The 23,955-nt window shown below is 73.9% G+C and carries 19 protein-coding genes; 5 read left to right on the forward strand and 14 right to left on the reverse strand.

Annotated elements, in window-relative coordinates:
• Positions 1–17 precede the first annotated feature (17 nt).
• Both AMK25_RS23135 and AMK25_RS23140 read left to right on the forward strand, forming a co-directional pair.
• On the forward strand, positions 18–1,193 hold the full coding sequence (locus tag AMK25_RS23135) for a PQQ-dependent sugar dehydrogenase (protein ID WP_073830455.1): 1,176 nt from the start codon (positions 18–20) through the stop codon (positions 1,191–1,193).
• Positions 1,194–1,246: 53 nt separating this feature from the next.
• The gene (locus AMK25_RS23140; protein ID WP_073830456.1) at positions 1,247–2,860 is read left to right on the forward strand and encodes a metallophosphoesterase family protein; all 1,614 of its coding nucleotides are present in this window, start codon (positions 1,247–1,249) and stop codon (positions 2,858–2,860) included.
• Between the two features lie 27 nt (positions 2,861–2,887).
• Here the strand turns inward: AMK25_RS23140 and AMK25_RS23145 are convergent, their stop codons facing one another.
• The 7 genes from AMK25_RS23145 to ligA form a co-directional block, all read right to left on the reverse strand.
• On the reverse strand, positions 2,888–5,236 hold the full coding sequence (locus AMK25_RS23145) for a transketolase-like TK C-terminal-containing protein (protein ID WP_073830457.1): 2,349 nt from the start codon (positions 5,234–5,236) through the stop codon (positions 2,888–2,890).
• Positions 5,237–5,346: 110 nt separating this feature from the next.
• Positions 5,347–6,840 carry an Asp-tRNA(Asn)/Glu-tRNA(Gln) amidotransferase subunit GatB gene (gatB, locus tag AMK25_RS23150; protein WP_073830458.1) on the reverse strand — a complete coding sequence of 498 codons (1,494 nt, stop codon included), beginning with the start codon at positions 6,838–6,840 and terminating at the stop codon, positions 5,347–5,349.
• Between the two features lie 97 nt (positions 6,841–6,937).
• Entirely contained in the window at positions 6,938–8,083 is a 1,146-nt protein-coding gene (locus AMK25_RS23155) for a putative Ig domain-containing protein (RefSeq protein ID WP_241826451.1), read from the reverse strand.
• A 212-nt stretch (positions 8,084–8,295) separates the two neighbouring features.
• Positions 8,296–9,771, reverse strand: a complete 1,476-nt coding sequence (gene gatA / locus AMK25_RS23160; RefSeq protein WP_073830460.1) for an Asp-tRNA(Asn)/Glu-tRNA(Gln) amidotransferase subunit GatA — start codon at positions 9,769–9,771, stop codon at positions 8,296–8,298.
• Positions 9,768–10,073, reverse strand: coding sequence for an Asp-tRNA(Asn)/Glu-tRNA(Gln) amidotransferase subunit GatC (gene gatC, locus AMK25_RS23165; RefSeq protein WP_013284468.1), 306 nt, complete (start codon positions 10,071–10,073; stop codon positions 9,768–9,770). The genes gatA and gatC overlap by 4 nt, the downstream gene beginning before the upstream one ends.
• A 98-nt stretch (positions 10,074–10,171) precedes the next feature.
• Positions 10,172–12,748: a putative bifunctional diguanylate cyclase/phosphodiesterase gene (locus tag AMK25_RS23170; RefSeq protein WP_073830461.1), complete on the reverse strand. Its 2,577-nt coding sequence runs from the start codon at positions 12,746–12,748 to the stop codon at positions 10,172–10,174.
• Between the two features lie 150 nt (positions 12,749–12,898).
• Positions 12,899–15,052, reverse strand: coding sequence for an NAD-dependent DNA ligase LigA (gene ligA / locus AMK25_RS23175; protein ID WP_083664801.1), 2,154 nt, complete (start codon positions 15,050–15,052; stop codon positions 12,899–12,901).
• A 179-nt stretch (positions 15,053–15,231) separates the two neighbouring features.
• Between ligA and AMK25_RS23180 the strand changes: the two genes are divergently transcribed.
• Entirely contained in the window at positions 15,232–15,846 is a 615-nt protein-coding gene (locus tag AMK25_RS23180) for a type II toxin-antitoxin system PemK/MazF family toxin (protein WP_073830462.1), read from the forward strand.
• 19 nt (positions 15,847–15,865) lie between these two features.
• On the opposite strand, the gene AMK25_RS23185 is transcribed toward AMK25_RS23180, so the two are convergent.
• From AMK25_RS23185 to AMK25_RS23215, 7 genes are all read right to left on the reverse strand, one after another.
• A complete protein-coding gene (locus tag AMK25_RS23185; RefSeq protein ID WP_073830463.1) occupies positions 15,866–16,900 on the reverse strand; it encodes an ADP-ribosylglycohydrolase family protein in 1,035 nt (344 codons plus the stop codon).
• A 26-nt stretch (positions 16,901–16,926) separates the two neighbouring features.
• Positions 16,927–17,295 (reverse strand): VOC family protein, encoded by a 369-nt coding sequence (locus AMK25_RS23190; protein ID WP_198937634.1) that lies wholly within the window; start codon positions 17,293–17,295, stop codon positions 16,927–16,929.
• Positions 17,296–17,333: 38 nt separating this feature from the next.
• Complete coding sequence (locus AMK25_RS23195; RefSeq protein WP_073830465.1) at positions 17,334–18,338, reverse strand: methionine synthase; 1,005 nt, start codon at positions 18,336–18,338, stop codon at positions 17,334–17,336.
• A gap of 30 nt (positions 18,339–18,368) precedes the next feature.
• On the reverse strand, positions 18,369–19,445 hold the full coding sequence (gene mnmA / locus AMK25_RS23200) for a tRNA 2-thiouridine(34) synthase MnmA (RefSeq protein WP_073830466.1): 1,077 nt from the start codon (positions 19,443–19,445) through the stop codon (positions 18,369–18,371).
• 37 nt (positions 19,446–19,482) lie between these two features.
• The gene (locus AMK25_RS23205; RefSeq protein WP_073830467.1) at positions 19,483–20,658 is read right to left on the reverse strand and encodes a cysteine desulfurase family protein; all 1,176 of its coding nucleotides are present in this window, start codon (positions 20,656–20,658) and stop codon (positions 19,483–19,485) included.
• A 101-nt stretch (positions 20,659–20,759) separates the two neighbouring features.
• A complete protein-coding gene (locus AMK25_RS23210; protein ID WP_073830468.1) occupies positions 20,760–21,419 on the reverse strand; it encodes a class F sortase in 660 nt (219 codons plus the stop codon).
• Complete coding sequence (locus AMK25_RS23215) at positions 21,416–22,249, reverse strand: DUF4397 domain-containing protein (RefSeq protein ID WP_073830469.1); 834 nt, start codon at positions 22,247–22,249, stop codon at positions 21,416–21,418. Before AMK25_RS23215 ends, AMK25_RS23210 begins: the two co-directional genes overlap by 4 nt.
• Before the next feature lie 240 nt (positions 22,250–22,489).
• Between AMK25_RS23215 and AMK25_RS23220 the strand changes: the two genes are divergently transcribed.
• Together AMK25_RS23220 and AMK25_RS23225 are read left to right on the forward strand one after the other, a co-directional pair.
• On the forward strand, positions 22,490–23,095 hold the full coding sequence (locus tag AMK25_RS23220; protein ID WP_073830470.1) for an RNA polymerase sigma factor: 606 nt from the start codon (positions 22,490–22,492) through the stop codon (positions 23,093–23,095).
• Positions 23,049–23,816 carry an anti-sigma factor domain-containing protein gene (locus AMK25_RS23225; protein WP_073830471.1) on the forward strand — a complete coding sequence of 256 codons (768 nt, stop codon included), beginning with the start codon at positions 23,049–23,051 and terminating at the stop codon, positions 23,814–23,816. Before AMK25_RS23220 ends, AMK25_RS23225 begins: the two co-directional genes overlap by 47 nt.
• Positions 23,817–23,955 lie beyond the last annotated feature (139 nt).

Here is a 23,955-nt window from a genome sequence, read left to right on the forward strand (position 1 = left end):
CGGCTAGGCTGGGCCGGGTGAGAGCGCCTCTTCCGTACCCCCGTGTCCGCCGGCTCCGCACGGCGCTGGTGGTGTCCTGCGCGGCGCTGCTGCTGGGCAGCGCCGGTTGCGCCCTCGGCGAGCCCGAGCCGGACCCGGCCGGCGCGCCGCCCAACCTGCCGAGCCCGTCCAGCACCGCCAGCCCGGGTGGGGCCGGCCAGCAGGTGGTCGCCACCGTGCTGGCCAAGAGCCTGGAGGTGCCGTGGGGCATCGCGTTCCTGCCCGACGGCGCGGCGCTGGTGACCGAGCGGGACAAGGGGCGGATCCTCCAGGTCGGCCCGGAGTCCGGCCCGGACGGGCTGGCCGTGCGGCCGGTGCAGACCGTGCCCGACGTGGTCGCCGGCGGCGAGGGCGGCCTGCTCGGCATCGCGGTCTCCCCGACGTACGAGCGGGACCGGACGATCTTCGTCTACTACACCGCCGAGAACGACAACCGGATCGCCAAGATGCGGCTCGGGCAGGCGCCGACGCCGATCCTGACCGGCATTCCGAAGGCCGGCACGCACAACGGCGGCGGGCTGGGCTTCGGCCCGGACGGTTTCCTCTACGCCAGCACCGGGGACGCCGGGCGCACCGAGAACGCCCAGGACGCGAAGAGCCTCGGCGGCAAGATCCTGCGGATCACCCCGGACGGCAAGCCGGCGCCGGGCAACCCGACCGCCGGGTCGCCGGTCTGGTCGACCGGGCACCGCAACGTGCAGGGCTTCGCCTGGACGCCGGACAAGAAGATGTACGCGGTGGAGTTCGGGCAGAACACCTGGGACGAGATCAACCCGATCAACAAGGGCGGCAACTACGGGTGGCCCCGGGTGGAGGGGCGCAGCGACGACAGGCGCTACGTCAACCCGATCACGCAGTGGCCCACCGGTGACGCCTCCTGCTCCGGCCTGGCCGCCGTGGACCGGCTGCTGGTCACCGCCTGCCTGCGCGGGCAGCGGCTCTGGCTGGTGGAGCTGGCCGGCAACGGAACCGTCCTCGGCCAGCCGCGCGACCTGCTCACCGACAAGTACGGCCGGCTCCGGGCGGCGGCGGTGGCCCCGGACGGCTCGCTCTGGGTGAGCACCTCGAACCGGGACGGGCGGGGCCGGCCCGCCGCCGAGGACGACCGCCTCCTGCGGCTGGTCTTCGCCGACGGGGGCGCCGGCCGGAGCTGATCCGGGTCGGCGGGTTTGTCAAGATCGCTCAAGGGGCAGGTCAGGATCTCAGCATGGACGGCCACGACAACGAAGAGCACCGCGCGGGGGACGAGACGTCACCCGCGCGGGGGCGTGCCCGCCGCTGGGCGGACTGGCGGCCCGGTCACGGGCTGCGCCGGCTGGGGGTCGTGCTGGCCCTGCTCGCGGTCACGCTCGGCGGCATCGTGGCCGGCACGTACGCGGGCGGCCACATCGGCACCGACATCGGCCCGTTCCGGGCCGAGCTGAAGCTCAGCCCGTCGCTGAGCGGCGGCACCACAGTCGACATCCCGCCGCTGGGCGCGCTGCTGCTGGACAGCCACGACGGGCCCGCGTACCTGACCGTCGAGGTGGGCGCGCTCGACCAGGGGCGCACCGAGGCGCTGATCGACGACCCGGCCAGCATCAGCCGGGCCAGCCAGTCGGCGGTGCAGGACGTCCGCGACGGCGTGATGCGGCTCGGGCTGCGTACGCTCGCCTCGGCGGTGCTGGCCACGCTGATCCTGGCCGCGCTGGTCTTCCGCGACGTCCGCCGTACCGCCTGGGCCGGCGGCCTGTCGCTCGTCATCACCGCCGGCAGCCTCGGCGTGGCCGCGAGCACGCTGCGCCCGCAGGCGATCGAGGAGCCACGGTACGAGGGCCTGCTGGTGAACGCGCCCGCGATCGTGGGTGACGCGCGGCGGATCGCCAACGACTACACCAAGTACGCCGAGCAGTTGCAACGGCTGGTCGGCAATGTCAGCAAGCTGTACACCACGGTCTCCGCGCTGCCTGTGGTGCAGCCGTCGCCCGGCACCACCCGGGTGCTGCACGTGTCGGACATGCACCTCAACCCGACCGGCTGGCAGCTGATCCGTACCGTGGTCGAGCAGTTCGGCATCGACGTGGTCATCGACACCGGCGACATGACCGACTGGGGCAGCGAGCCGGAGGCGTCCTTCGTCGGCTCGATCGGCCTGCTCAAGAAGCCGTACGTGTTCATCCGCGGCAACCACGACTCGCCCCGCACCGCCGCGGCGGTGGCCCAGCAGCCGAACGCGACAGTGCTGAACAACTCGGTCACGACGGTGGCCGGGCTGACCATCGCCGGCATCGGCGACCCCCGCTTCACCCCGGACAAGGAGACCTCGCCGGCCGGCAGCGGCCTCACCGCCGCGGTCGCGGACCAGGTGATCGGCGCCGGCGAACAGCTCGCCGCCACGATTGAGAAGTCGCCGCGCAAGGTGGACATCGCCCTGGTGCACGACCCCGCCTCGGCCGGGCCGCTCTCCGGCACCTGCCCGCTGGTGCTCTCCGGGCACACCCACTCCCGGCAGGTGTCGAAGCTGCCGGAGGTGCCCGGCAAGCAGCCGACCACGCTCATGGTGGAGGGCTCGACCGGCGGGGCCGGGCTGCGCGGCCTGGAGGGCGAGAAGCCGACGCCGCTGACCATGACGGTGCTCTACTTCGACCAGCAGAAGCTGCTCCAGGCATACGACGAGATCACCGTGGGCGGGACCGGGCAGTCGCAGGTCAACCTGGAGCGGCACGTCATCCGCGACCCGGCCAAGGGCGACCAGGTGCCGGTCACCCCGACCCCGACCCGCGGCCCCTCGGGCTCGCCGTCGCCGAGCACCCTCACCCCGAGCCCCACCACGACCCGCTGACCCCGACGGGGCGCGGGTGTCGGCGGGTCAGCGCAGCGCGATCGCGGCCAGCGCGGCGTTGACGATGCTGCCCGGCAGCAGGTCGTGCAGCTCGTACAGCTCCCGGACGCTGCCGGACTGGCCGAACTCGTCCACGCCGAGCGGCACCGCCGGGGCGCCGACCGCCGAGCCGAGCCACGCCATCGCGTGCGAGGCGGCGTCGTGCACGGTGACCACCGGCACCCGGTCGGCGAACGCCGACCGCAGCGCGCCCGGCACGCTCGGCACTGTCGCGGTCCGCACACCCTGGCGCAGCGTCCGCTGCCACGCCCGGTAGAGGCGGTCCAGGCTGGTCACGTCCACCACGTGCGCGGCGACGCCCTCCTCTGCCAGCTCCGCGGCGGCCGCGAGCACCTCCGGCAGCACCGCGCCGGAGGCGGCGAGCTGCACGACCGGGGCGTCAGCCAGATCGGGGTACGCCTGGTGCGCGTCGACGAGCCGGTACGCGCCGGCCACCACCTGCCGCCGCAGCACCGCGTCCCCGAGTCGCGCCCGGGCCGCCTCGAACGGCGCCTGGTCGATCGGCCGGGTGCTGAGGCGGAAGTAGTACGCCCCGTCCTCGGCCGGCGCGGCGGTCGCGGCCGGAGCGGACCCGCCGGCGATCTGCCCGAGCGCGTCGCAGAGCAGCCAGTCGAGGCTGCCGGCGTACGCGGGCTCCAGGAACGTCACCCCTGGCAGCTCCAGGCCGACCGAGGCGGTGATCGTGGACTGGTGTGCCCCGCCCTCGGGGGCCAGCGTGATGCCGGACGGGGTGCCGGCCACCACGAACCGGGAGCCGGAGTACGTGCCGTAGAGGAACGCGTCGAGACCGCGCAGCACAAACGGGTCGTAGACGGTGCCCACCGGCAGCAGCGGCTGGCCGGACAGGTCCCACGACAGGCCGAGCTGGCCCAGCAGCAGGAACAGGTTCATCTCCGAGATGCCCAGCTCGATGTGCTGCCCGGCGGGGCTCTCGGTCCAGCGCAGCATCCGGTCCTCGGTCCAGGAACGCTGCTCGGTGGGGGCGAAGACACCGGTCTTGTTGATGAACCCGGCCAGGTTCGTCGAGGTCGCCACGTCCGGGGCGGTGGTCACCAGGTAGGGCGCCACCTGCGGATCGCGGGCCAGGTCGACAAGCACCCGCCCGAAGACCTCCTGGGTGGAGACGGGCTTGTTCGCGCGTACCCGCGTGGTTTCCGGAACGGTGACGCCCAGCGCCCGCTCGCGCGGCGCGCGGGACAGCGCCTCCCGGCGCTCGCCGGCCCGGATGCCGGCCGGGGACGCCGGGTCGAGGCGGTCCCACTCGGTCTCCGGGGTCAGGCCGTTCGCGGCGCGCAGCGCGTCGACCTGCTCGGTGGTGAGCAGCGCCGAGTGGTTGCGCGGGTTGCCGGCGATCGGCAGGCCCCAGCCCTTGACCGTGTACGCGAACACGACGCTGGGCCGGTCGGTGACCGCGTCGCACTGGGCGTACGCGTCGAGCATGGCCTGCGTGTCGTGCCCGCCCAGGTCGGTGACGAGCGGGCCCAGCTCGTCGTCGCCGATGTCGGCGACGAACGCGGCGACCTCGGCCGGCGCGCCGTCCAGGAACTGCTTGCGCAGCGCCGGCCCGGCCAGCCCGAACAGCGACTGGTACTGCTCGTTGGGCATCCGGTCGATCCAGTCACGCAGCGCCGCGCCGCCCGGCCGGGCGTACGCCTCGGCGAGCCTCCGGCCGTACTTGACCTCCACCACGTGCCAGCCGGCCGCCTCGAACTGGCCGCGCCACTGGTTGATCCGGATGCCGGGGACCACCCGGTCCAGCGACTGCCGGTTGAAGTCGACGAGCCACATCACGTTGCCCAGGCCGGTGGTGGCCGGGTCGGCGACCGCCTCCCAGATGTTGCCCTCGTCCAGTTCGGCGTCGCCGATGAGGGCGACGAACCGGGAGTGCGGGCGCGGGCCGAAGTGCGCGTCGACGTAGCGGCGGGTCACGGCGGCGAACAGCGGCGCGGCGGCGCCCAGGCCGACCGAGCCGGTGGAGAAGTCGACCTCGTCCGGGTCCTTGGTGCGCGAAGGGTACGACTGGAGGCCGCCGCGTGCCCGCAGCTTCGGCAGGTACGCCTTGTCGAGGTTGCCGAGCAGGTACTGGATGGCGTGGAACACCGGCGAGGCGTGCGGCTTCACCGCTACCCGGTCCTCGGCGTCCAGGTGGTGGAACCAGAGCGCGGTCATCGCCGTGACCAGGGACGCGCTGGACGCCTGGTGGCCGCCGACCTTCACCCCGTCGCCGGTGTCGCGGTCGTGGTTGGCCGCGTCGACGATGCGGGTGGCGAGCCAGAGCACCCGGCGCTGGATCTCGTCGAGGACGTCGGTGTTCACGGTTTCTCCATCCGGGCGTCGCCGTTGACGCCCACTGAGTGGGGGTGAGGCGTTAGGAAGGGCCCCTTCCCATGCACCAGGCGTTAAGAAGGGGCCCTTCCTTACACACGTCAGGCGCCGAGGCGCGCCAGGATCAGCTCGCGGACCGTCTTCGCGTCCGCCTGGCCGCGGGTGGTCTTCATAACCGCGCCGACCAGCGCGCCCGCCGCCGCGACCTTGCCGCTGCGGATCTTGTCGGCGACGTCCGGGTTGGCGGCGATCGCCTCGTCCACGGCCGCGGTGAGCGCGCCGGTGTCCGAGACGACCTCCAGGTTGCGGTTGGTCATGATCTCGGTCGGCGAACCCTCGCCGGCCACCACGCCCTCCAGCACGGTACGGGCCAGCTTGTCGTTGAGCTTGCCTGCGTCGACAAGGCTCTGCAGCTCGGCGACCTGGGCCGGGGTCGCGCCCACGTCGGCCAGTTCCACGCCGGTCTCGTTGGCGCGGCGGGACAGCTCGCCCAGCCACCACTTGCGGGCGGCCGCAGGGGTGGCGCCGGCGGCGACCGTCGCCTCGATCAGCTCGACCGCGCCGGCGTTGACCACCGACTGCATGTCGAGGTCGGACAGGCCCCAGTCCTGCTGGATCCGCTTGCGGCGCAGCCGCGGCAGCTCCGGCAGGGCGGCCTTCAGCTCGGCCACCCACGCGGTGTCCGGGGCGAGCGGCACCAGGTCCGGCTCCGGGAAGTAGCGGTAGTCGGTGGCGGTCTCCTTGGACCGGCCCGACGTGGTGTCGCCGGTGTCCTCGTGGAAGTGCCGGGTTTCCTGGGTGATCCGGCCGCCCGCCTCCAGCACCGACGCCTGCCGCAGCATCTCCGAGCGGACCGCCCGCTCGACCGAGCGCAGCGAGTTGACGTTCTTGGTCTCGGTGCGGGTGCCCCACTCCTCGCCCGGCCGGTTCAGCGACGTGTTGACGTCGCAGCGCAGCGAGCCCTCCTCCATCCGCACGTCGGAGACGCCGAGCGAGCGGATCACGTCGCGCAGTTCGGCGACGTACGCGCGGGCGACCTCGGGCGCGAGCGCGCCGGTGCCGGGGATGGGCTTGGTGACGATCTCGACCAGAGGGATGCCGGCCCGGTTGTAGTCGACGAGCGACTCGGTGGCGCCGTGGATGCGGCCGGTGGCGCCGCCGACGTGCAGCGTCTTGCCGGTGTCCTCCTCCAGGTGCACCCGCTCGATGCCGATGCGCACCAGTTCGCCGTTCACCTCGACGTCCAGGTAGCCGTCGAAGCACAGCGGCTCGTCGTACTGGCTGATCTGGAAGTTCTTCGGCATGTCCGGGTAGAAGTAGTTCTTCCGGGCGAACCGGCACCATTCGGCGATCGAGCAGTTCAGCGCCAGCCCGATCCGGATGGTCGCCTCGATGGCGGCCTTGTTCGCCACCGGCAGCGAGCCGGGCAGGCCGAGGCAGACCGGGCAGACCCGGGTGTTCGGCTCGCCGCCGAAGTCGGTCGGGCAGCCGCACCACATCTTGGTGTTCGTGCCCAGTTCGACGTGGGTCTCCAGGCCGATCACCGGTTCGAAGCGCGCGACGACCTCGTCGTACGCGGGCAGCGTCGTGGTCATGAGAACTCCAGCTTTGCAGGCGGTAGCCGGCCCACGGCGGCATCCGGACACAACGCCGCCAAGCCTACCGCTCCGCCTACCCGGGCTCGGGCGGGCGTCACTCCGGTGCGGTGAAGCTTCGCCGACGGTTGTAGGCCAGCACGAGCAGGATGCCGCCGATGGAGAAGGCCACGACGCTCAGCAGCAGCAGCACCAGCGGCGAGCCCGGGCCGGTGATCGGCAGCCACGCGCCGCTCACCTTCGACGGCGAGGCCGTCGGCAGGGGCGCGGGGCTGCTCTGCGAGGGTGTGGCGGCCGGATCGCCCGGGGTCGGCGTGGCAGTCGGGTCGGCCGGGTCGGGCGTCGAGCCGGTCGGGGACGCCGTCGGGGTGCCCGGGGTCCGGGCGGCGACGGTCAGCGACACCTGCTTCGTGGCGCTGGTGCTGTACCCCTTCGCCGCGACGGTGAAGGCGAACGTGCCGGCGCTGCCCGGAGTGCCCCTGAGCCGGCCCTCCTTGTCGAGGGTGAGGCCGTCCGGCAGGGCCCCGGCCGCCAGGGAGAACGCGATGTCCGAGTCACCGGCGGCGGTGAACCGGAAGGAGTAGCGCTTACCGACGGTCGCGGCGGGCGGGTCGCCGGAGGTGAACGCGGTCGCCGCCTCGGCGACGACGACTGTGGCGTCCTGCTCGTCGAAGCGGTCGTTCTTGTCGGTCATCCGCAACGTGAAGGTGTACGTGCCGGCGGTGGTCGGCGCGCCGCCGAGCGACGTACCCACCACGAGCATCCCCGGCGGCAGGCCGCCGGAGGTCACCGACAACCGGTACGGCCCGGTGCCACCGGTGGCCTCGACCGTGTGGATCGCGTACACCCGGCCCAGGTACATGGGCGACCGGGGCTTGCCCGACGTGATGACGACCTTCGGTTCGCGCACCTCGATCGTCGCCGTCTGCTCGTCGAAGAGGTCGTTCTGGTCGGTCATCCGCAGCCGGAACGTGTACGTCCCCGGCGTGGTCGGCGCACCACCGAGCGACGTACCCACCACGAGCATCCCCGGCGGCAGACTGCCCGAGGTCACCGACAACCGGTACGGCGCGGTCCCGCCTGTGGCCTCGACGGTGTGGATCGCGTAGACCTGCCCGATGTACATGACCGGCCGGGGCTTGCCCGAGGTGATGCTGACGGCCTCGGTGGCGGCGGTGGCCGGTTGCGCGGCGGCCGGTTGCCCGGCGCCCAGCAGCATCGCGACGACCATCGTCAGGGCCATGACCGGGCGAAGTGTCCCCATCGCACATCCAGCTCTCGGTCGGAACCGCTCGCGTCCGCCAGCGGGCCACAGTCCAGTCGATCCAGCAGACTCGGAGTTTATTCGACCAGTGCCAGTGACCCCGGGCAATCCACCTATCGGTGATCACCGTGTCGCCGCGACGACAGCCGCACCGGGTACGGAGGCGGGCGGCCCGCCTCCGTACCCCGGGTTCAGAGCGCCGGCGGGGTGAGCGTGCCGACGGCGCTCTCCAGCGCGGCGGCGACCCGGTACATCCGGTCGTCCGCCATGGTCGGCGCCATGATCTGGAAGCCGACCGGGAGCCCGTCGGACAGGCCGCACGGCACCGAGATGGCCGGGCCGCCGTACAGGTTCGTCGGGATGGTGAACAGGTCCGCCAGGTACATCTGGTACGGGTCGGCGGTGCGCGACCCCAGCGGGAACGCCACGAACGGCGTAGTAGGCGAGATCAGCGCGTCGACCTGCTCGAACGCGCTGGTGAAGTCCCGCGTGATGAGGGTGCGGACCTTCTGCGCCTGGCCGTAGTAGGCGTCGTAGTAGCCCGAGGAGAGCGCGTACGTGCCGATCATGATGCGGCGCTTGACCTCGGGGCCGAAGCCGGCCTCGCGGGTCAGCGACATGACCTCCTCCAGCGACCGGTTGCCGTCGTCGCCGACCCGCAGGCCGAACCGGACGCCGTCGAACCGGGCCAGGTTGGAGGAGCACTCGCTCGGCGCGATCAGGTAGTAGGCCGGCAGCGCGTACTTGAAGTGCGGGCAGGAAACCTCGACGATCTCCGCGCCCAGCTTCGCCAGCGCCTCGGCCGCGTCGCGGAACGCGGCCGCCACGCCCGGCTCCGCGCCCTCGCCGGTGAACTCGGTGACCATGCCGAGCTTCACGCCGGTCAGGTCGCCGGTGGCGCCGAGACGCGCGGCGGCCACCACGTCCGGCACCGCGGCCGGGATCGAGGTGGAGTCGCGCGGGTCGTGGCCACCGATCACCTCGTGCAGCAACGCGGCGTCCAGCACGGTACGCGCGCACGGGCCGGGCGTGTCCAGCGACGAGGAGAACGCGACCAGGCCGTAGCGGGAGGTGCCGCCGTAGGTCGGCTTCGCGCCGACGGTGCCGGTGACCGCGCCGGGCTGGCGGATCGAGCCGCCGGTGTCCGAGCCGATCGACAGCGGCGCCTCGTACGCGGCCAGCGCCGCCGCGCTGCCGCCGCCGGAACCGCCCGGGATCCGCTCCAGGTCCCACGGGTTACGGGTCGGCCCGTACGCCGAGTACTCGGTGGAGGAGCCCATGGCGAACTCGTCCATGTTCGTCTTGCCGAGCATCACCGTGCCGGCGGCGCGCAGCCGCTCGACGATCGTCGAGTCGTACGGCGGGCGCCAGCCCTCAAGGATCTTCGACCCGACCGTGGTCGGCACGCCCTTGGTGGTGAGCACGTCCTTCACCGCGACCGGCACACCGGCGAGCGGGCCGAGTTCCTCGCCGGCCGCGCGGCGCTCGTCCACGGACCGGGCGGCGGCGAGCGCCCCCTCGGTGTCGACGTGCAGGAACGCGTGCACCCGGTCGTCGACGGCGCCGATGCGGTCCAGGTGGGCCTGGGTGACCTCGACGGCGGAGGTCTCGCCGCTGGCCACCAGCCCGGCGATCTCGACGGCACTGAGCTTCGTCAGATCAGTCACGATGCCACATCCTCGTCCAGGATCCGCGGGACGCGGAACCGCTGCTCCTCGGCGTCGGGGGCGCCGGACAGCGCCTCCTGCGGGGTCAGGCCCGGCCGTACGACGTCCTCGCGGAGCACGTTCGTGAGCGGCACCGAGTGGGACGTCGGCGGGATGTCCGCCGCGGCGACCTCGCCGACCTGCGCGACCGACTGGAGGATCACATCCAGCTGGCCGGCGAAGGTGTCCAACTCCTCCTCGGTGACGGCGAGCCGCGACAGTCGCGCGAGGTGCGCGACCTCCTCGCGGGAGATGGCGGCCATCGGGTGCCCCCTTCGTGGCTGTCCTGAGACGTCTGCGGTGGGCCGGCCGCGCGTACGCGATGACGCGCGGTGACCGGAGCGAGTCTATTGTCCCGCCGTCACGACGACGCCTTCGACTCCCCCTCCGCCGCCGGCCCGCCGCGGCTCCCGGCCTCGGCCGGGCGCACCGGACGGTAGCGCGACAACCAGGCCACCAGGTCCTCGGCCGGCATCGGCCGGGCGTGGAACCAGCCCTGCGCCACGTCGCACCCGGCCGCGTGCAGCAACCGCCAGGTGCGCTCGTCCTCCACGCCCTCGGCCACCACCCGCAGCCCGAGCGCGCCGGCCAGCTCGATCATCGAGCGGACGATCGCCGCGTCGTCCGGGTCGTCGGCCATCCCGAGGACGAACGAGCGGTCCACCTTCACCTCCGACAGCGGCAGCCGGCGCAGGTGCTGCAACGACGAGTAGCCGGTGCCGAAGTCGTCAAGGGCGATGCCGACGCCGATCCGGTGCAGCTGGGTGATGCTGGCGAGCACCCGCCGCGGGTCGGCCATGAGCGCGCCCTCGGTGATCTCCACCTGGAGCCGCTCCGGCGGAACCCCGTACCGGGTCAGCCGGTCGGCGATCTGGTCGGCGATCTCGCCGGTGTGCAGATCACGGACGCTGACGTTGAGCGCGGCCCGCAGCGTGAGCCCGGCCGCCGACCACTTGGCCAGCTGCTCCACCACGTCGTCCACCACGCGGCGGGTGAGCAGCCGCATCACCGCGCTCTGCTCGGCGACCTGGATCAGCTCGCCCGGGTCGACCATGCCCCGGCGCGGGTGCCGCCACCGCAGCAGCGCCTCGACACCGACCACCTCGCCGGTCGCGATCGCGATCTGCGGCTGGTAGTACATAGTGATCTCGCCCGGGTGCCCGGACTGGTCCTCCGGCTCGGCGCTCCCGTCGGCACTCGGCCCGATGACGCCGGGCGCGCCCGTGCTCACCGCGGCCTGCACGTCGTGCCCGCTGTCGGCCTCGCGCGCGGCCTCCGCGTCGCGCCCGGCGTCGGTCTCCCCCGCGTCCGCCTCCCCGCCACCGACCACTGGAGTCGTCACCACCGCCCCGGCGGCGCCGGCGCGCGCGGCCCGGCTGCGGATCGGGTCGGCGCCGGTGAGGATCCGCTCGATCAGGTCGTCGTGCCGCTCCCCGGCGCGGTCCCGGCGACGCCGCAGCCACCGGTTCGGCCCGTCGCCCGACCGTCCGCCGCCCAGGCCGTCGTCGCGCGCCGGGCGCTGGTTGCGGGACGGCCGCTCGGCCCGGGCCGGTCGCGGAGCCGACAGCGCCGGCGTCAGGGCCGCGCCGTCACCCCCGCGTACGCCCACCGACTCCCCGCCCTGCGCGGACGGACCCGACTCCAGCACCCGGCGCAGGTCGGCCAGGAGACTCAGCCGCTCGGCCGAGTTGTGGTCGGACTCCGGCGCGTACACCGCCACCGTGTCGTTGCGGTGCTTCGCGTCGTACATGGCCACGTCGGCGTGCCGCATCAGGGTGGCGAAGTCCTCGCCGTGGTCCGGGTAGAGCGCGATGCCGATCGAGCCGCCCACGTCCAGCGGCAACCCGTCCAGCGGCACCGGCTCGGCGAGCGCGGCGACCACCCGGTCGGCCCGCTCGCGGGCCTGGTCGATGTCGGTGAGCCGGGGTACGACGATCGCGAACTCGTCACCGCCGAGCCGCGCCACCATGTCGCCCGCGCCGACCACGCCCATCAGCCGGGCACTCACCTCGACCAGCAGACGGTCACCCACCGAGTGCCCGAGCGCATCGTTGACGTGCTTGAACCGGTCGAGGTCGAGCAGCAGCAGGGCCAGGTGCGAGCCCGGCGCGCCCCGGGCGGCCCGCTCGGCGTGCAGGTGCACCTGTTCGGCCATCTCGGTCAGCAGCGCCTTGCGGTTGGGCAGCCCGGTGAGCGGGTCCACATCGGCGAGCTGCTCCCGCTCCACGGAGAGCCGTGCCATCCGGTAGACAGCGAACAGCGGCACCAGCACCAGCGGGATCAGCGCCGCGCTGGCCCGGGCGGCGGCCACCAGCACCGGCGCGAGCAGCAGCAGCGAGCCGGTGGCCAGCAGCTCGTAGGCCAGCCCGCTGCGCACGCTGGGCCACCAGCGGTCGCCGAACCGCAGCCGCACGGCGGAGCTGACCAGGCCGTAGTTGACCACGAACCAGGCGGCCGTCGCGCCGCCGACCGCCGCCACGTCGGTCCAGTGCAGCCGGCCGTCGCCGAACAGCTCACCCGGGCCGATCCGGCTGACCACGTACGCGGCGGCGAGCGCGCACGCGTACTGCGCGGCGTTGAAGCCGGTACGCCAGGGCGCGTACCCGAGCCGCCAGCCGCTCACCGCGACGGCCACCGCCTGCACCGCCACGGCCGGGCCGAAGCCCCAGCCGAGCAGGATGGCGAAGGTGAAGCAGGTCGACGGGAACACGGCCGAGGTCTGCCGCCGCCCGGGCGGGACGAACGGGCGGGCGTCGCAGGCGACGGCGAGCGCCGCCATGGTCCAGAACGCGGCCGGCAGCTCGGTCAACCGGTCGGCGAGCGCGACCAGCGGCCCGGCCGAGACCAGCGCCGCGACCACGCCGACCGCGCCGACGAAGCCGAAGAACGGCCCGCTCCGCCCGGGCGGGACGGAGTTACGCGGGTCGCCGGTCTCCATCGCACCTCCCGGGGCAACGTCCTGGCGCGCGCCGTCACGCGCCGTACGCCAATGAAACGCCCTCCGAGGCGGTTTCCCCGACACGACAGTCACGAATCGGTCGTAGTCGTAATTAACTTGGTATCCGCCGGGCCGGTCCTCGTGACCAGGTCACTCCTCTACCCGGGCCACCTCGCGGGCCGCGTCCGGGCCGGAATCGAGCAGCACCCGGAAGCCGTCCTCGTCGAGGATCGGCAGTCTCAGGGTGGCCGCCTTGTCGGCCTTGGAGCCCGGGTTGTCGCCGACCACCACGAACCCCGTCTTCTTGGACACCGAACCGGTCACCTTGCCGCCCCTGACCTGGATCGCCTCGGCGGCCTGGTCGCGGCTGAACCCGCTGAGCGTGCCGGTGACCACGACCGTGACGCCGTCGAGCGGGCGTGGCCCTTCGTCGGCGGCCTCCTCGGCCATCCGTACGCCGGCCTCGGCCCACTTGCGTACCACGTCGCGGTGCCAGTCGACGGCGAACCATTCCTTGAGGCTGGCGGCGATGGTCGGGCCGACGCCGTCCACCGAGGACAGCTCCTCCTCGCCGGCCGCCTCGATGGCGTCGATCGACCGGAAGTGCCGGGCGAGCGCCTGGGCGGCGGTCGGACCGACGTGCCGGATGGACAGCGCCACCAGCACGCGCCACAGGTCGCGTTCCTTGGCCTCGGCGAGGTTGTCGAGCAGCTTGACCGCGTTGCTGCCCAGGCTGCCGTCCTTGTTGACGAAGAACGGCGAGCGGCTCAACTGGTCGGCGTCGAGCTGGAACAGGTCGCCCTCGTTGGTGATGATCTGCGCGTCCAGCAGCGCCGCCGCGCCCTTCTCGCCGAGCACCTCGATGTCGAGCACCTTGCGGCTGGCCAGGTAGAAGACGCGCTCGCGGATCTGACCGGGGCAGGCCCGCCCGTTGGGGCAGCGGATGTCGACGTCGCTCTCCTTGGCCGGCGCGAGCGGCGTGCCGCAGGCCGGGCAGGTGGTCGGCATGACGAACGGGCGGGCGTCGGCCGGGCGCAGCTCGACCACCGGGCCGAGCACCTCGGGGATCACGTCGCCGGCCTTGCGCAGCACCACAGTGTCGCCGATGAGCACGCCCTTGCGCTCGACCTCGCGGGCGTTGTGCAGTGTGGCCAGCGCGACTGTGGAGCCGGCCACCCGGACCGGTTCGAGGACGGCGAACGGGGTGACCCGGCCGGTGCGCCCGACGTTGACGTCGATGTCGAGCAGCTTGGTGTTCACCTCCTCCGGCGGGTACTTGAAGGCGATCGCCCAGCGGGGGGCCCGGCTGGTCGAGCCGAGGCGGCCCTGGATGGAGACCGGGTCGACCTTGACCACCACGCCGTCGATCTCGTGCTCGACGTCGTGCCGGTGCTTGCCGTGGTAGGCGATGTAGTCGGCGACCCCGGCCAGGTCGTCCACCACCCTCCAGCGGTCGCTGGTGGGCAGGCCCCACGCCTTGAGCGCGGCGTACGACTCGGACTGCGCCGTCGGCCGGAAGCCGGTGCGGGCGCCGATGCCGTGCACCACCAGGCGCAGCGGGCGGGAGGCGGTCACCCGCGGGTCCTTCTGGCGCAGGCTGCCGGCGGCGGCGTTGCGCGGGTTGGCGAAGGGCGCCTTGCCCTGCTCGACCAGGCTCGCGTTGAGGTCGGCGAACGCGGCCACCGGGAAGTAGATCTCGCCGCGCACCTCGATCAGATCCGGCACGTCGGGGAACTCGTCGGCCGGGGTCAGCCGGGCCGGCACGCCCTTGATGCTGCGCACGTTCGCGGTGACGTCCTCGCCGGTGCGGCCGTCGCCCCGGGTGGCGGCGCGCACCAGCCGGCCCTTGGAGTAGGTCAGGTTGATGGCCAGTCCGTCGACCTTCAGCTCGCACAGGTAGGGCACCGGACCGCCGGCGTCGCGCTCGACCCGCTCGGCCCAGGCGGCCAGCTCCTCGTCGGCGAAGGCGTTGTCGAGCGAGAGCATCCGCTCGGCGTGGGCGACCGGCGTGAAGTCGGTGGAGAAGGTGCCGCCGACGCGCTGGGTGGGCGAGTCGGGGGTGCGCAGCGCCGGGTATTCCGCCTCCAGCGCCTCCAGCTCCCGCAGTTGCGTGTCGAACTCCGCGTCGGTGATCGTCGGCGCGTCCAGCACGTAGTAGCGGTACTGGTGTTCGGTCAGCTCCTGGCTGAGCGTGGCGTGCCGCTCCCGGGCCGCCGGGGTCGGCTCGGCGCCCGCCGCCGCCTCCTGGGCCGCGTCGGCCGCCGTGGGAACCGCTTCTTCGGACACGCCGCCGCCTTCGGACACCGCTGTCGCCTCCCGTGCTCGCGCTACCCGAGAACCGTAGCGGTCGGCTGTGACAACAGTCCGGCCACCCGCACGAGCAGGGCGAACCGGCGCGCGTCACGCCCCCGCGCGATCCGGCCCCGGGCGTGCGACCATCGCCTCGGCGGCGCTGTGCGGGAACGGTCGGAAGGCGGGTACTGATGCGTGACGGGGTTCTCTGGGCGCTGGTGATCGTGGCGTGCGTCGCGGCAGGCTGGCTCTGGAACGAGTGGCGCCGCCGGTCGGCCGACCGTTCCGCCGGGACGCGTGGCCGGGCCGACGGGCGGCGGCCGGGCTCCGGGCGCGGTGGCCGGACCGGGCGCGCACCGGGCGCCGACCGGCCCGGCGGCGACCGGCCCGGCGGCGGACGCCGCGGTGACCGGGCCGGCGCCGGCGCGCGGGCTGACCGCGGCGGGGCGCCGCCACGGCCGCGTGGCGCCGGGCGGACGGACCGGGACGAGCCCCGGCCCGGGGAGATCTGGTGGGCCGACGTGCCCTACGCCGACGGGACCGGCTCCAAGGTGCGGCCCTGCCTGGTGCTGCGGGTCGACGGCGGGGACGCGGAAGTCCTCAAGATCACCAGCCAGGACAAGTCGGACCGGGACGACCACCTGCCGATCCCGACCCGGAGCTGGGACCCGGACGCCGACCACGACAGCTACCTGGACATCAGCGAGCCCATCCCGGTGCCGCTCAGCGCGTTCGCCGACCGGGCCGGCACGTGCGACCCGGCACTGTGGCGCGGTGTCCGCCGCCTGAACCACCTCACCGGCTGACCCCGGCGGCGTCCGGGCCTCAGCGCTGCGACGCCCCTGCGTCGAGCGCGTCGGCGAGCGCGGCGAGTTGCCCGGCGTACTCGATCCGGTCGGCCCACCCGGCCGGCCAGGCGGCCATGCCGTACGCGGCTCCGGCGAACGCGCCGGCCAGCGCGGCGATGGAGTCCGAGTCACCGGCCGTGGTCGCGCCCCGGGCCAGCGCGCCGACCGGGTCGTCCGCGTGACGCAGCGCGCAGAGCAGCGCTGTGGCGAGCGCCTCCTCGGCGATCCATCCCTCGCCGGTGAACCGGCACGGGTCGCCGCCGTCGTCCGGGCGGGCCAGGGCCGCCTCCAGCCGGTCGAGCACCCGCAGGCAGTCGTCCCAGCCCCGGGCGATGAAACCGGCCGCTTCGCTCACGCCGGGCCGCTGCCACAGGTCGCCCAGCCAGTCCTCCCGGTAGACGGTGCGCTGCTCCCGCGCCCGCTCGGTGAGCAGGCCGGGCAGCTCCGGCAGCGCCGCGCCGTCGCGCAGCAGCCGGACCGCGTACGCGGTCAGCTCGCTTGCCGCCAGCCCGGTCGGGTGGCCGTGGGTGAGCCCTGCCTGGAGCTGGGCCAGGCCGGCCATGGTGTCGAGGTCGACGTCGAGCAGCCCGACCGGGGTGACCCGCATGTTCGCGCCGCAGCCCTTCGAGCCGGCGACTGTGGCCTCCTGCCAGCGGGCGCCCCGCTCCAGCTCGGCGCAGGCCCGCAGGCAGGTCATGCCCGGGGCGCGGTTGTTCTCCGGGCTGACCGACCAGTCGACGAAGCGCCGCCGCAGCAGCGGCTCCACCACCTCGGCCGTGTACGTGGGCGCCTCGTGCAGCGCCCACGCCACGGCCAGCGCCATCTGCGTGTCGTCGGTGACCAGGGCCGGGTCGCCGCTCAGCTCGCGTGGACCGTCCGGGCCGTAGCGCCGGACGATCTCGGTGACGGTCAGGAACTCGGTCGGCTTGCCCAGGGCATCGCCGTAGGCCAGGCCGAACAGTGAGCCGGCGGCGCGGCCGGTGGCGGTGGAGGCGGTCACGGTGGCGATCATGCCTCCGCCGCGCAAGTGGCGGAAGATCAGTCCCAGCAGAGGCAGAACGGGTGACCGGCCGGGTCGGCGTAGACCCGGAAGCCCTCGCCCTCACCGGGCAGCCGCCGCGCGCCCAGCGCCAGCGCCGCCTTCTCGGCCGCGTCGATGTCGTCGACAGTCACGTCCAGGTGGAACTGCTGCGGCCGGGCCGGGTCGGGCCAGTCGGGGGCGCGCAGGCCGGGCGCCCGCTGGAAGGCCACCCGCGGCTGGTGCCCGGGTGGGCCGCCCAGCACCACCCACTCGTCGCCGTCGGAGTTCTCCTCCACCAGGGGCAGGCCGAGCAGCTCGGAGTAGAAGGCGGCGAGCGCGTGCGGATCGGGGCAGTCGATCACTGTGGAACGCAGTCGTCCAATCATGCCGGTCATCGTGCCCGGCGGGTACGACGGAAAACCCGTCAGTCCTCGGCGAGCCGCCGGCCCGCGTCGCGGCAGGCGGTGAGCACCGCGCGGGCGTACCCCGGGGTGGCGCCGGCCAGGCCGCACGCGGGGGTGACCACCACCTGCTCGGCCAGCCGGCGGCGGGGGAAGCCGAGCTGGTCCCAGACCCGGCGGACCCGGTCGGCGACCTCGGCCGACGTCGGCGCCCGGCCGGAGGCCGGCGGCAGCGTCGGCGCGGCGCCGGCCAGGAGACCGAGCCCGGCGTCGATCGCCTCGCCGAGCGGGTCGAGCTCGGTCACGAGCGACAGGTCGAGCGCGACGCCCACCGCGCCGGCGGAGCGGATCAGATCCAGCGGCACGTCCGGCGCGCAGCAGTGCACCAGCGCCGGTACGCCGGCCGCGTCGATCACGTCGCGCAGCAGCGCCCGCGCCACCTCGGTCTCCACCGGACGGTGGGTGCCGAAGCCGCTCTCGGTGGGCACCCGGCCGGCCAGCACCGCCGGCAGGGACGGCTCGTCGAGCTGGAGCAGCACCGAGGCGCGGGGCAGCCGCCGGGTCACCGCGTCGACGTGCCTGCGTAGCCCTTCGCCGAGCGAGCCGGCGAGGTCGCGTACCGCGCCCGGGTCGCGCAGCATCCGGCCGCCGATCGGCAGCTCCAGCGCGGCGGCCAGGGTGAACGGGCCGGCGGCCTGGACCTTGACCGGCCCGGCGTACTCCTCGGCCTGCTCGGCGAGCTGGTCCAGGTCACGTTCCATCAGGTCGCGGGCGCGGCGCAGGTCCCGGCCGGGGCGCGGGGCGATCCGCCAGCGACCCGCGTACAGCTCGACCGGCAGTTCGACGAGCAGACCCGCGCTGCGGCCGACGAGGTCAGCGCCCGGTCCTCGGGCGGGCAGCTCGGGCAGGTGCGGCAGGGTGGGCAGCTCACCGAGCACGACCCGCTGCGCCTCGGCGATGTCGGTGCCGGGCAGCGACCCGATGCCGGTCGCCGCGCCGGTGGGCCAGGGCCATGCCTGCTCAGTCACGGCCGCAGCCTATCCGCTGCCGGTGCGAGGTCAGGCGGCGGTGATGGTGGCGGAGCCGAGGACCACGTCACCGGCCGGGTCCGGCCGGTAGGCGACGATCGCCTGACCGGCGGCGACACCCCGCACCGGCCGGCGCAGCGACGCCCGCAGGCCGTCGGCGTCGACCTCGACGGCGGCCGGCACCACGTCGCCGTGCGCCCGCAGCTGCACCTCGCACTCGACCGGCCCGTCCGGGCGCGGGCCACCGGTCCACACCGGGCGGGTGGCGCGTACGTCGGAAACCTCCAGCGCCTCGGCCGGACCGACCGTCACCGTGTTCGTGGTCGGGGTGATGGAGAGCACGTAGCGGGGCCGGCCGTCCGGCGCCGGGCGGTCCAGGTGCAGCCCGCGCCGCTGCCCGACGGTGTACTGGTAGGCGCCGCTGTGACTGCCCACCACCGCGCCGGTGAGCGCGTCCACCACCTGGCCGGGCGCCTCGCCGAGCCGCTCGGCGAGGAAACCGCGGGTGTCGCCGTCGGCGATGAAGCAGATGTCGTGCGAGTCCGGCTTGTCGGCGACCGCCAGGCCGCGCCGGGCGGCCTCCGCGCGCACCTCGGCCTTTGTCGAGTCGCCGAGCGGAAAGATCGACCGGTCGAGCTGCGCGCGGGTCAGCACCGCCAGCACGTACGACTGGTCCTTGGCCGCGTCGACGCTGCGCCGCAGCAGCCCGTCGGAGCCGAGCCGGGCGTGGTGACCGGTCACCACGGCGTCGAAGCCCAGGGCCACGGCCCGGTCCAGCACCGCCGCGAACTTGATCTTCTCGTTGCAGCGCAGGCACGGGTTCGGGGTACGCCCGGCGGCGTACTCGGCCACGAAGTCGTCCACCACGTCGTCGTGGAACCGGTCGGCCATGTCCCACACGTAGAAGGGGATGCCCAGCACGTCGGCGGCGCGCCGGGCGTCCCGGGAGTCCTCCAGCGTGCAGCAGCCCCGGGCGCCGGTGCGGTACGTCTGCGGGTTGCGGGCCAACGCCAGGTGCACGCCCGTCACGTCGTGCCCGGCCTCCACCGCCCGCGCCGCCGCGACGGCGGAGTCCACCCCGCCCGACATCGCCGCCAGAACCCTCACCGGCCCACTCCCCTCGTCCTCACCGAGCGTATCCGGGTCAGCGGGGCGTACGCAGGGCGGCCGCGCGGCGCGCCCGCTCCACAGCGGCGGGCAGCGCGGCGATCAGCGCGTCCACGTCCGCGCCGGTGCTGGTGTGCCCGAGCGTGAAGCGCAGCGAGGACCGGGCCCGGTCGTCGTCGGCGCCCATGGCCAGCAGCACGTGCGAGGGCTGGGCCACCCCGGCCGAGCAGGCCGACCCGGTCGAGCAGGCGATGCCCTGGGCGTCCAGGAGCAGCAGCAGCGCGTCCCCCTCGCAGCCGGGGAAGGAGAAGTGCGCGTTGCCGGGGAGCCGGTCGGCCGGGTCACCGTTGAAGATCACCTCGGGGACGGCATGCCGGACCCGCTCGACCAGTTCGTCGCGGAGCGCGGCGACGCGCGCCGCGTACTCCTGCTGGCCCTTCACCGCGGTCTCGACGGCGACGGCGAACGCGACGATGCCGGCGGTGTCCAGCGTGCCGGAGCGGACGTCGCGCTCCTGGCCGCCGCCGTGCAGCAGCGGGGTCGCGGCCACGTCGCGGGCCAGCAGCAGCGCGCCCACGCCGGTCGGTCCGCCGAGCTTGTGCCCGGTCACGGTGAGCGCGGACACCCCGCTGGCGGCGAAGTCGACAGGCACCTGGCCGACCGCCTGGATGGCGTCGGTGTGGAACGGCACGCCGTGCGCGGCGGCGACGGCGGCCAGCTCGGCGACCGGCTGCACGGTGCCGACCTCGTTGTTGGCCCACATGGCGGTGACCACCGCCACCCGCTCGCCGTGCTCGGTCAGCTCGGCGCGCAGGCGCTCGGGGTCGAGCCGGCCGACCGCGTCCACCGGGAGGAGACCGGCCTGCGCGCCCTCGTGCTCGACCAGCCAGTCCACCGCGTCCAGCACGGCGTGGTGCTCTACCGAGCTGGAGACCACCCGGACCCGGTCGGCCCGGGCCGCGCGGCGGGCCCAGAAGACGCCCTTCACGGCGAGGTTGTCGCTCTCCGTCCCGCCACCGGTGAAGATCACCTCGGAGGGACGGGCGCCGAGCGCGGCGGCCACCCGCTCACGGGACTCCTCCACCCGCCGCCGGGCACGGCGGCCCGCCGCGTGCAGCGACGACGCGTTCCCCACCTCGCGGGCGGTCGCGACGTACGCCTCGAGTGCCTCGTCGAGCATCGGGGTCGTCGCCGCGTGATCAAGGTATGCCATCACCGTTCAGCCTAACGGCCTGCGAACCCGCCGCCGGGGGCCGGACCGCCCCGTCCCGCGCGGGGGTGGGACGGGGCGGTCCGGCGGCTCACTCCTCGCGCTCACAGGGGAACGGCGGTGACCACGATGTTGTCCCGGTAGCTCCGGGTCTTCGCGTCGAACGGCCCGCCGCAGGTGATCAGCGTGAGGCGGGGTTTGCCGTCGCGCGCGAAGTACCGCTCCAGCGGGATCTTCGTCTTCCGGTACTCCTCCCGGGCCACCACCCGGTAGGAGCGCTCGCGGCCGTCCGAGCCGGTGGCGGTGAGCCGGTCGCCCCGGTCCAGCTCGCGCAGCCGGAAGAACGCCCCCTTGCCCTGCTCGGCGCTGTCCACGTGCCCGGCGATCACCACCGAGCCGGCGTCGGCCTCCAGCCCCGGGCCGTAGCGGTACCAGCCGACCTGGTCCACGCTGGGTGGCACCTCGAACTCGTCGGTGCGCTCGTTCACACCCACCGGGTCGACGGTGGCGGTGACCCGGATCGGCGGGATGCTCAGCTTCACCGGCGGCACGATCTCGCTGCCTGCGGGCAGCGTGCCCGGGTTCACCGGCACCGAGCCCGCCGCCGAGGCGGCCGGCGTGGGCGTGGCGCTGGACAGGGCGGCCACCTCGTCGCCGCCGACGTCCCCGGCGGGCTCGGACCCGCACGCCACCACGCCCGCCAGGGTGAGCGCGGCGGCGCCGGCGGCCATCGCCGCCAGCGCCCCGCGGTTGCGCACCGTCACCGGCGACCGGCCCGGGCGGTTGCCGCCACCCGCGCACCGCCGCCGACCAGGAGCAGCACGCCGGCCCCGGCCAGCACGTACCACCAGGTGTCCACGCCGGTGCCGGCCTGGCCGCCGGTGCCGCTGGGCACGCCGCCCGGCGCCGAGTGCAGGCCGCTGATGGTCTGGGCGACCACGCTCAGGTTCTTCGCCTCGGCCGAACCGATGGCGTAGACGATGGTGGCGGTGCCCTCCTTGAGGTTCAGGTCGGCCGGGCCGATGGCGACGGTGTCGGTGCCGGCCAGCACCACGTCCGCCTTCACCGCGCCGGCGGCCACGTCGGCCTTGGCCTCCTTCGGGTTGGTCAGGTTCTCGAAGACCGGCTTGCCGCCGGCCCGCACGTCGACGGCCGGGGCGGCGGCGGTGTGCCGGACGATCAGCCGGGCCTTGCCGGCGCCCACCTTGGACACGTCGTTGACGAACGGCGTGATCTGCGGGTTGCCGTCGGCGCTCAGGTGCGCGGCGAGGCTGATGTTCGCCCCGCCCGGCACCGCGGCGTCGTCCACCTTCAGGATCGCCTTGTCGATCGCCTCGCCCGGCTTGGTCAGGGCGATGTCGTACTCCCCCTCGGGCAGGGTGAGCGGGCCGGCCACGTCGCCGGGCTTGAAGTTGTTCAGCGTCTTCTCGCCGTTGACGTACACGTCGACCGGGGTGTCCGGGATGCCGTGGACCACGGAGACCTTCGACGAGGCGGCGTAGGCCGGGCTCATGGTGGCGGCGCCGACGCCGGCGAAGGTGAGGGCGGCCACCGCGCCGCCCGCGGCGACCCGACGGAACATCGCGTACTGCATTGTCTGCCTCCTGGTAGTTCATGCTGATTCGTCAGGCCTGGCTTGCAGAACGGGTTACGCCGGCTCCGTCGCCCCCGGATGCGCCCGGATCCGATTTCTTTTTCCTGTCTCCGGGCGCATCCGTCGGGCCTTCCGGCGACGAAGGAGAGGTGACGAGGGTCGTCACTGACACACCGGAAGAGTGGGGCGAGGGCTGTGGGAGTTACAGTCGGGCATGCCCCACGGAAGGCGAGCCGCCCGGTGAAGGCGGCGAGACAGGGCCCCGAACCGCCGGGCGAGGACGACCTCGCCACCCGGTTCCGCGACGGCGACGAGGCCGCCCTGCGAGAGGCGTACGACCGGTACGGCCGAGCGGTGCTGCACCTGGCCACCACGACGCTCGTCAACCGCAGCGACGCAGAGGACGTGACCCAGGCGACGTTCGTCGCCGCCTGGCTGGGCCGGGAGACGTTCGACCCGGCGAAAGGCTCACTGGTCGGCTGGCTGCTCGGAATCGGGCGGCGCAAGGTGGTCGACCGGATCCGGGCCTCGGCCCGGGAGACGCGCGTGGTCGAGACCGTCAAGCAACTGCCGGAGCCGGTCTCCACCGGCCCCGACCCGGACACCGTGGTCGACCGGCTGGTGGTCGCCGACGAACTGGCCCGGCTCCCCGACGAACAACGCCGGATGCTCGAGCTGGCGTTCTACGACGACCTGACACACCAGCAGATCGCGGCGGTGACCGGAGTGCCGTTAGGCACTGTCAAAAGTCACATCAGACGCGGCATGCAGAGCCTGAAACGCAGATGGGAGGTGGACGGTGCAGCACCTGGACCACGACCGGCTGGTCTTTCTGGCGCTCGGTGAGAGCGAGGCGGCTGACGGCGAGGCCACCCATCTCGACACCTGCGACCACTGCCGGGGCGAGGTGGAGACGCTCCAGCACGTCGCCGGGCTCGGCGCGGGCACCCAGGGTCTGGCCGATCTGCCCGACCCGCCGGAGCACATCTGGCAGGGCATCATGGCCGAGATCCGGGCCGCCGAGGAACTGCCGGCGCTGACCGAGCGGCGCCTGCCGCGCCCGGCCGACCCGGTCGAGCCGGTCGCCGTACCCGCCGTCTCGCGCCGAACGCGGCGGGGCCGGCGCTGGCCGGGGTGGGCGACCACGGCGGTCACCGCCACCGCCGCCGCGGTGATCGGTGTCGCCGGCACCGCCGCGGTGCTCGGCGGCGGCACGGACACCGATCCCGAGCCGCCGGTGGTGGCCAGCGCGCCGCTCGCCGCGTTCGGCTCGACACCGAAGGACGCCTCCGGCGACGCCCGGGTGCTCGGCGACCACCGATTGCATCTGCACGTGACGAATCTCCCGACCGTTCCGGGGTACTACGAGGTCTGGCTGATCGATCCGAACACGATGGATATGTTCTCCGTGGGTACGCTGAGCAACGGATCAGGGGACGCGCTCCTGCCGATTCCCCCGAACGTCGACCTGCGCACCTACACCGTGGTCGACATCAGCGCGGAGCAGTACGACAACAAGCCCGATCACTCCGGCGACAGCCTGCTGAGGGGCACCCTGACGGGCTGATCGGCGGGCCGGCTCAGCTCCCCGGCCCGCCGATCAGCTCCCCACGAGAAAAGGCCGCCGCCCGGATCACCGGGCGGCGGCCTTCTGTCACGCGACGCTCACTTGCGCTTGCGGATTTCCTCGGCGGCCTGGGGGACGA

Source organism: Micromonospora sp. TSRI0369, assembly GCF_001905625.1.
In the GTDB taxonomy this organism is placed as follows: Bacteria; Actinomycetota; Actinomycetes; order Mycobacteriales; family Micromonosporaceae; genus Micromonospora; species Micromonospora echinospora_A.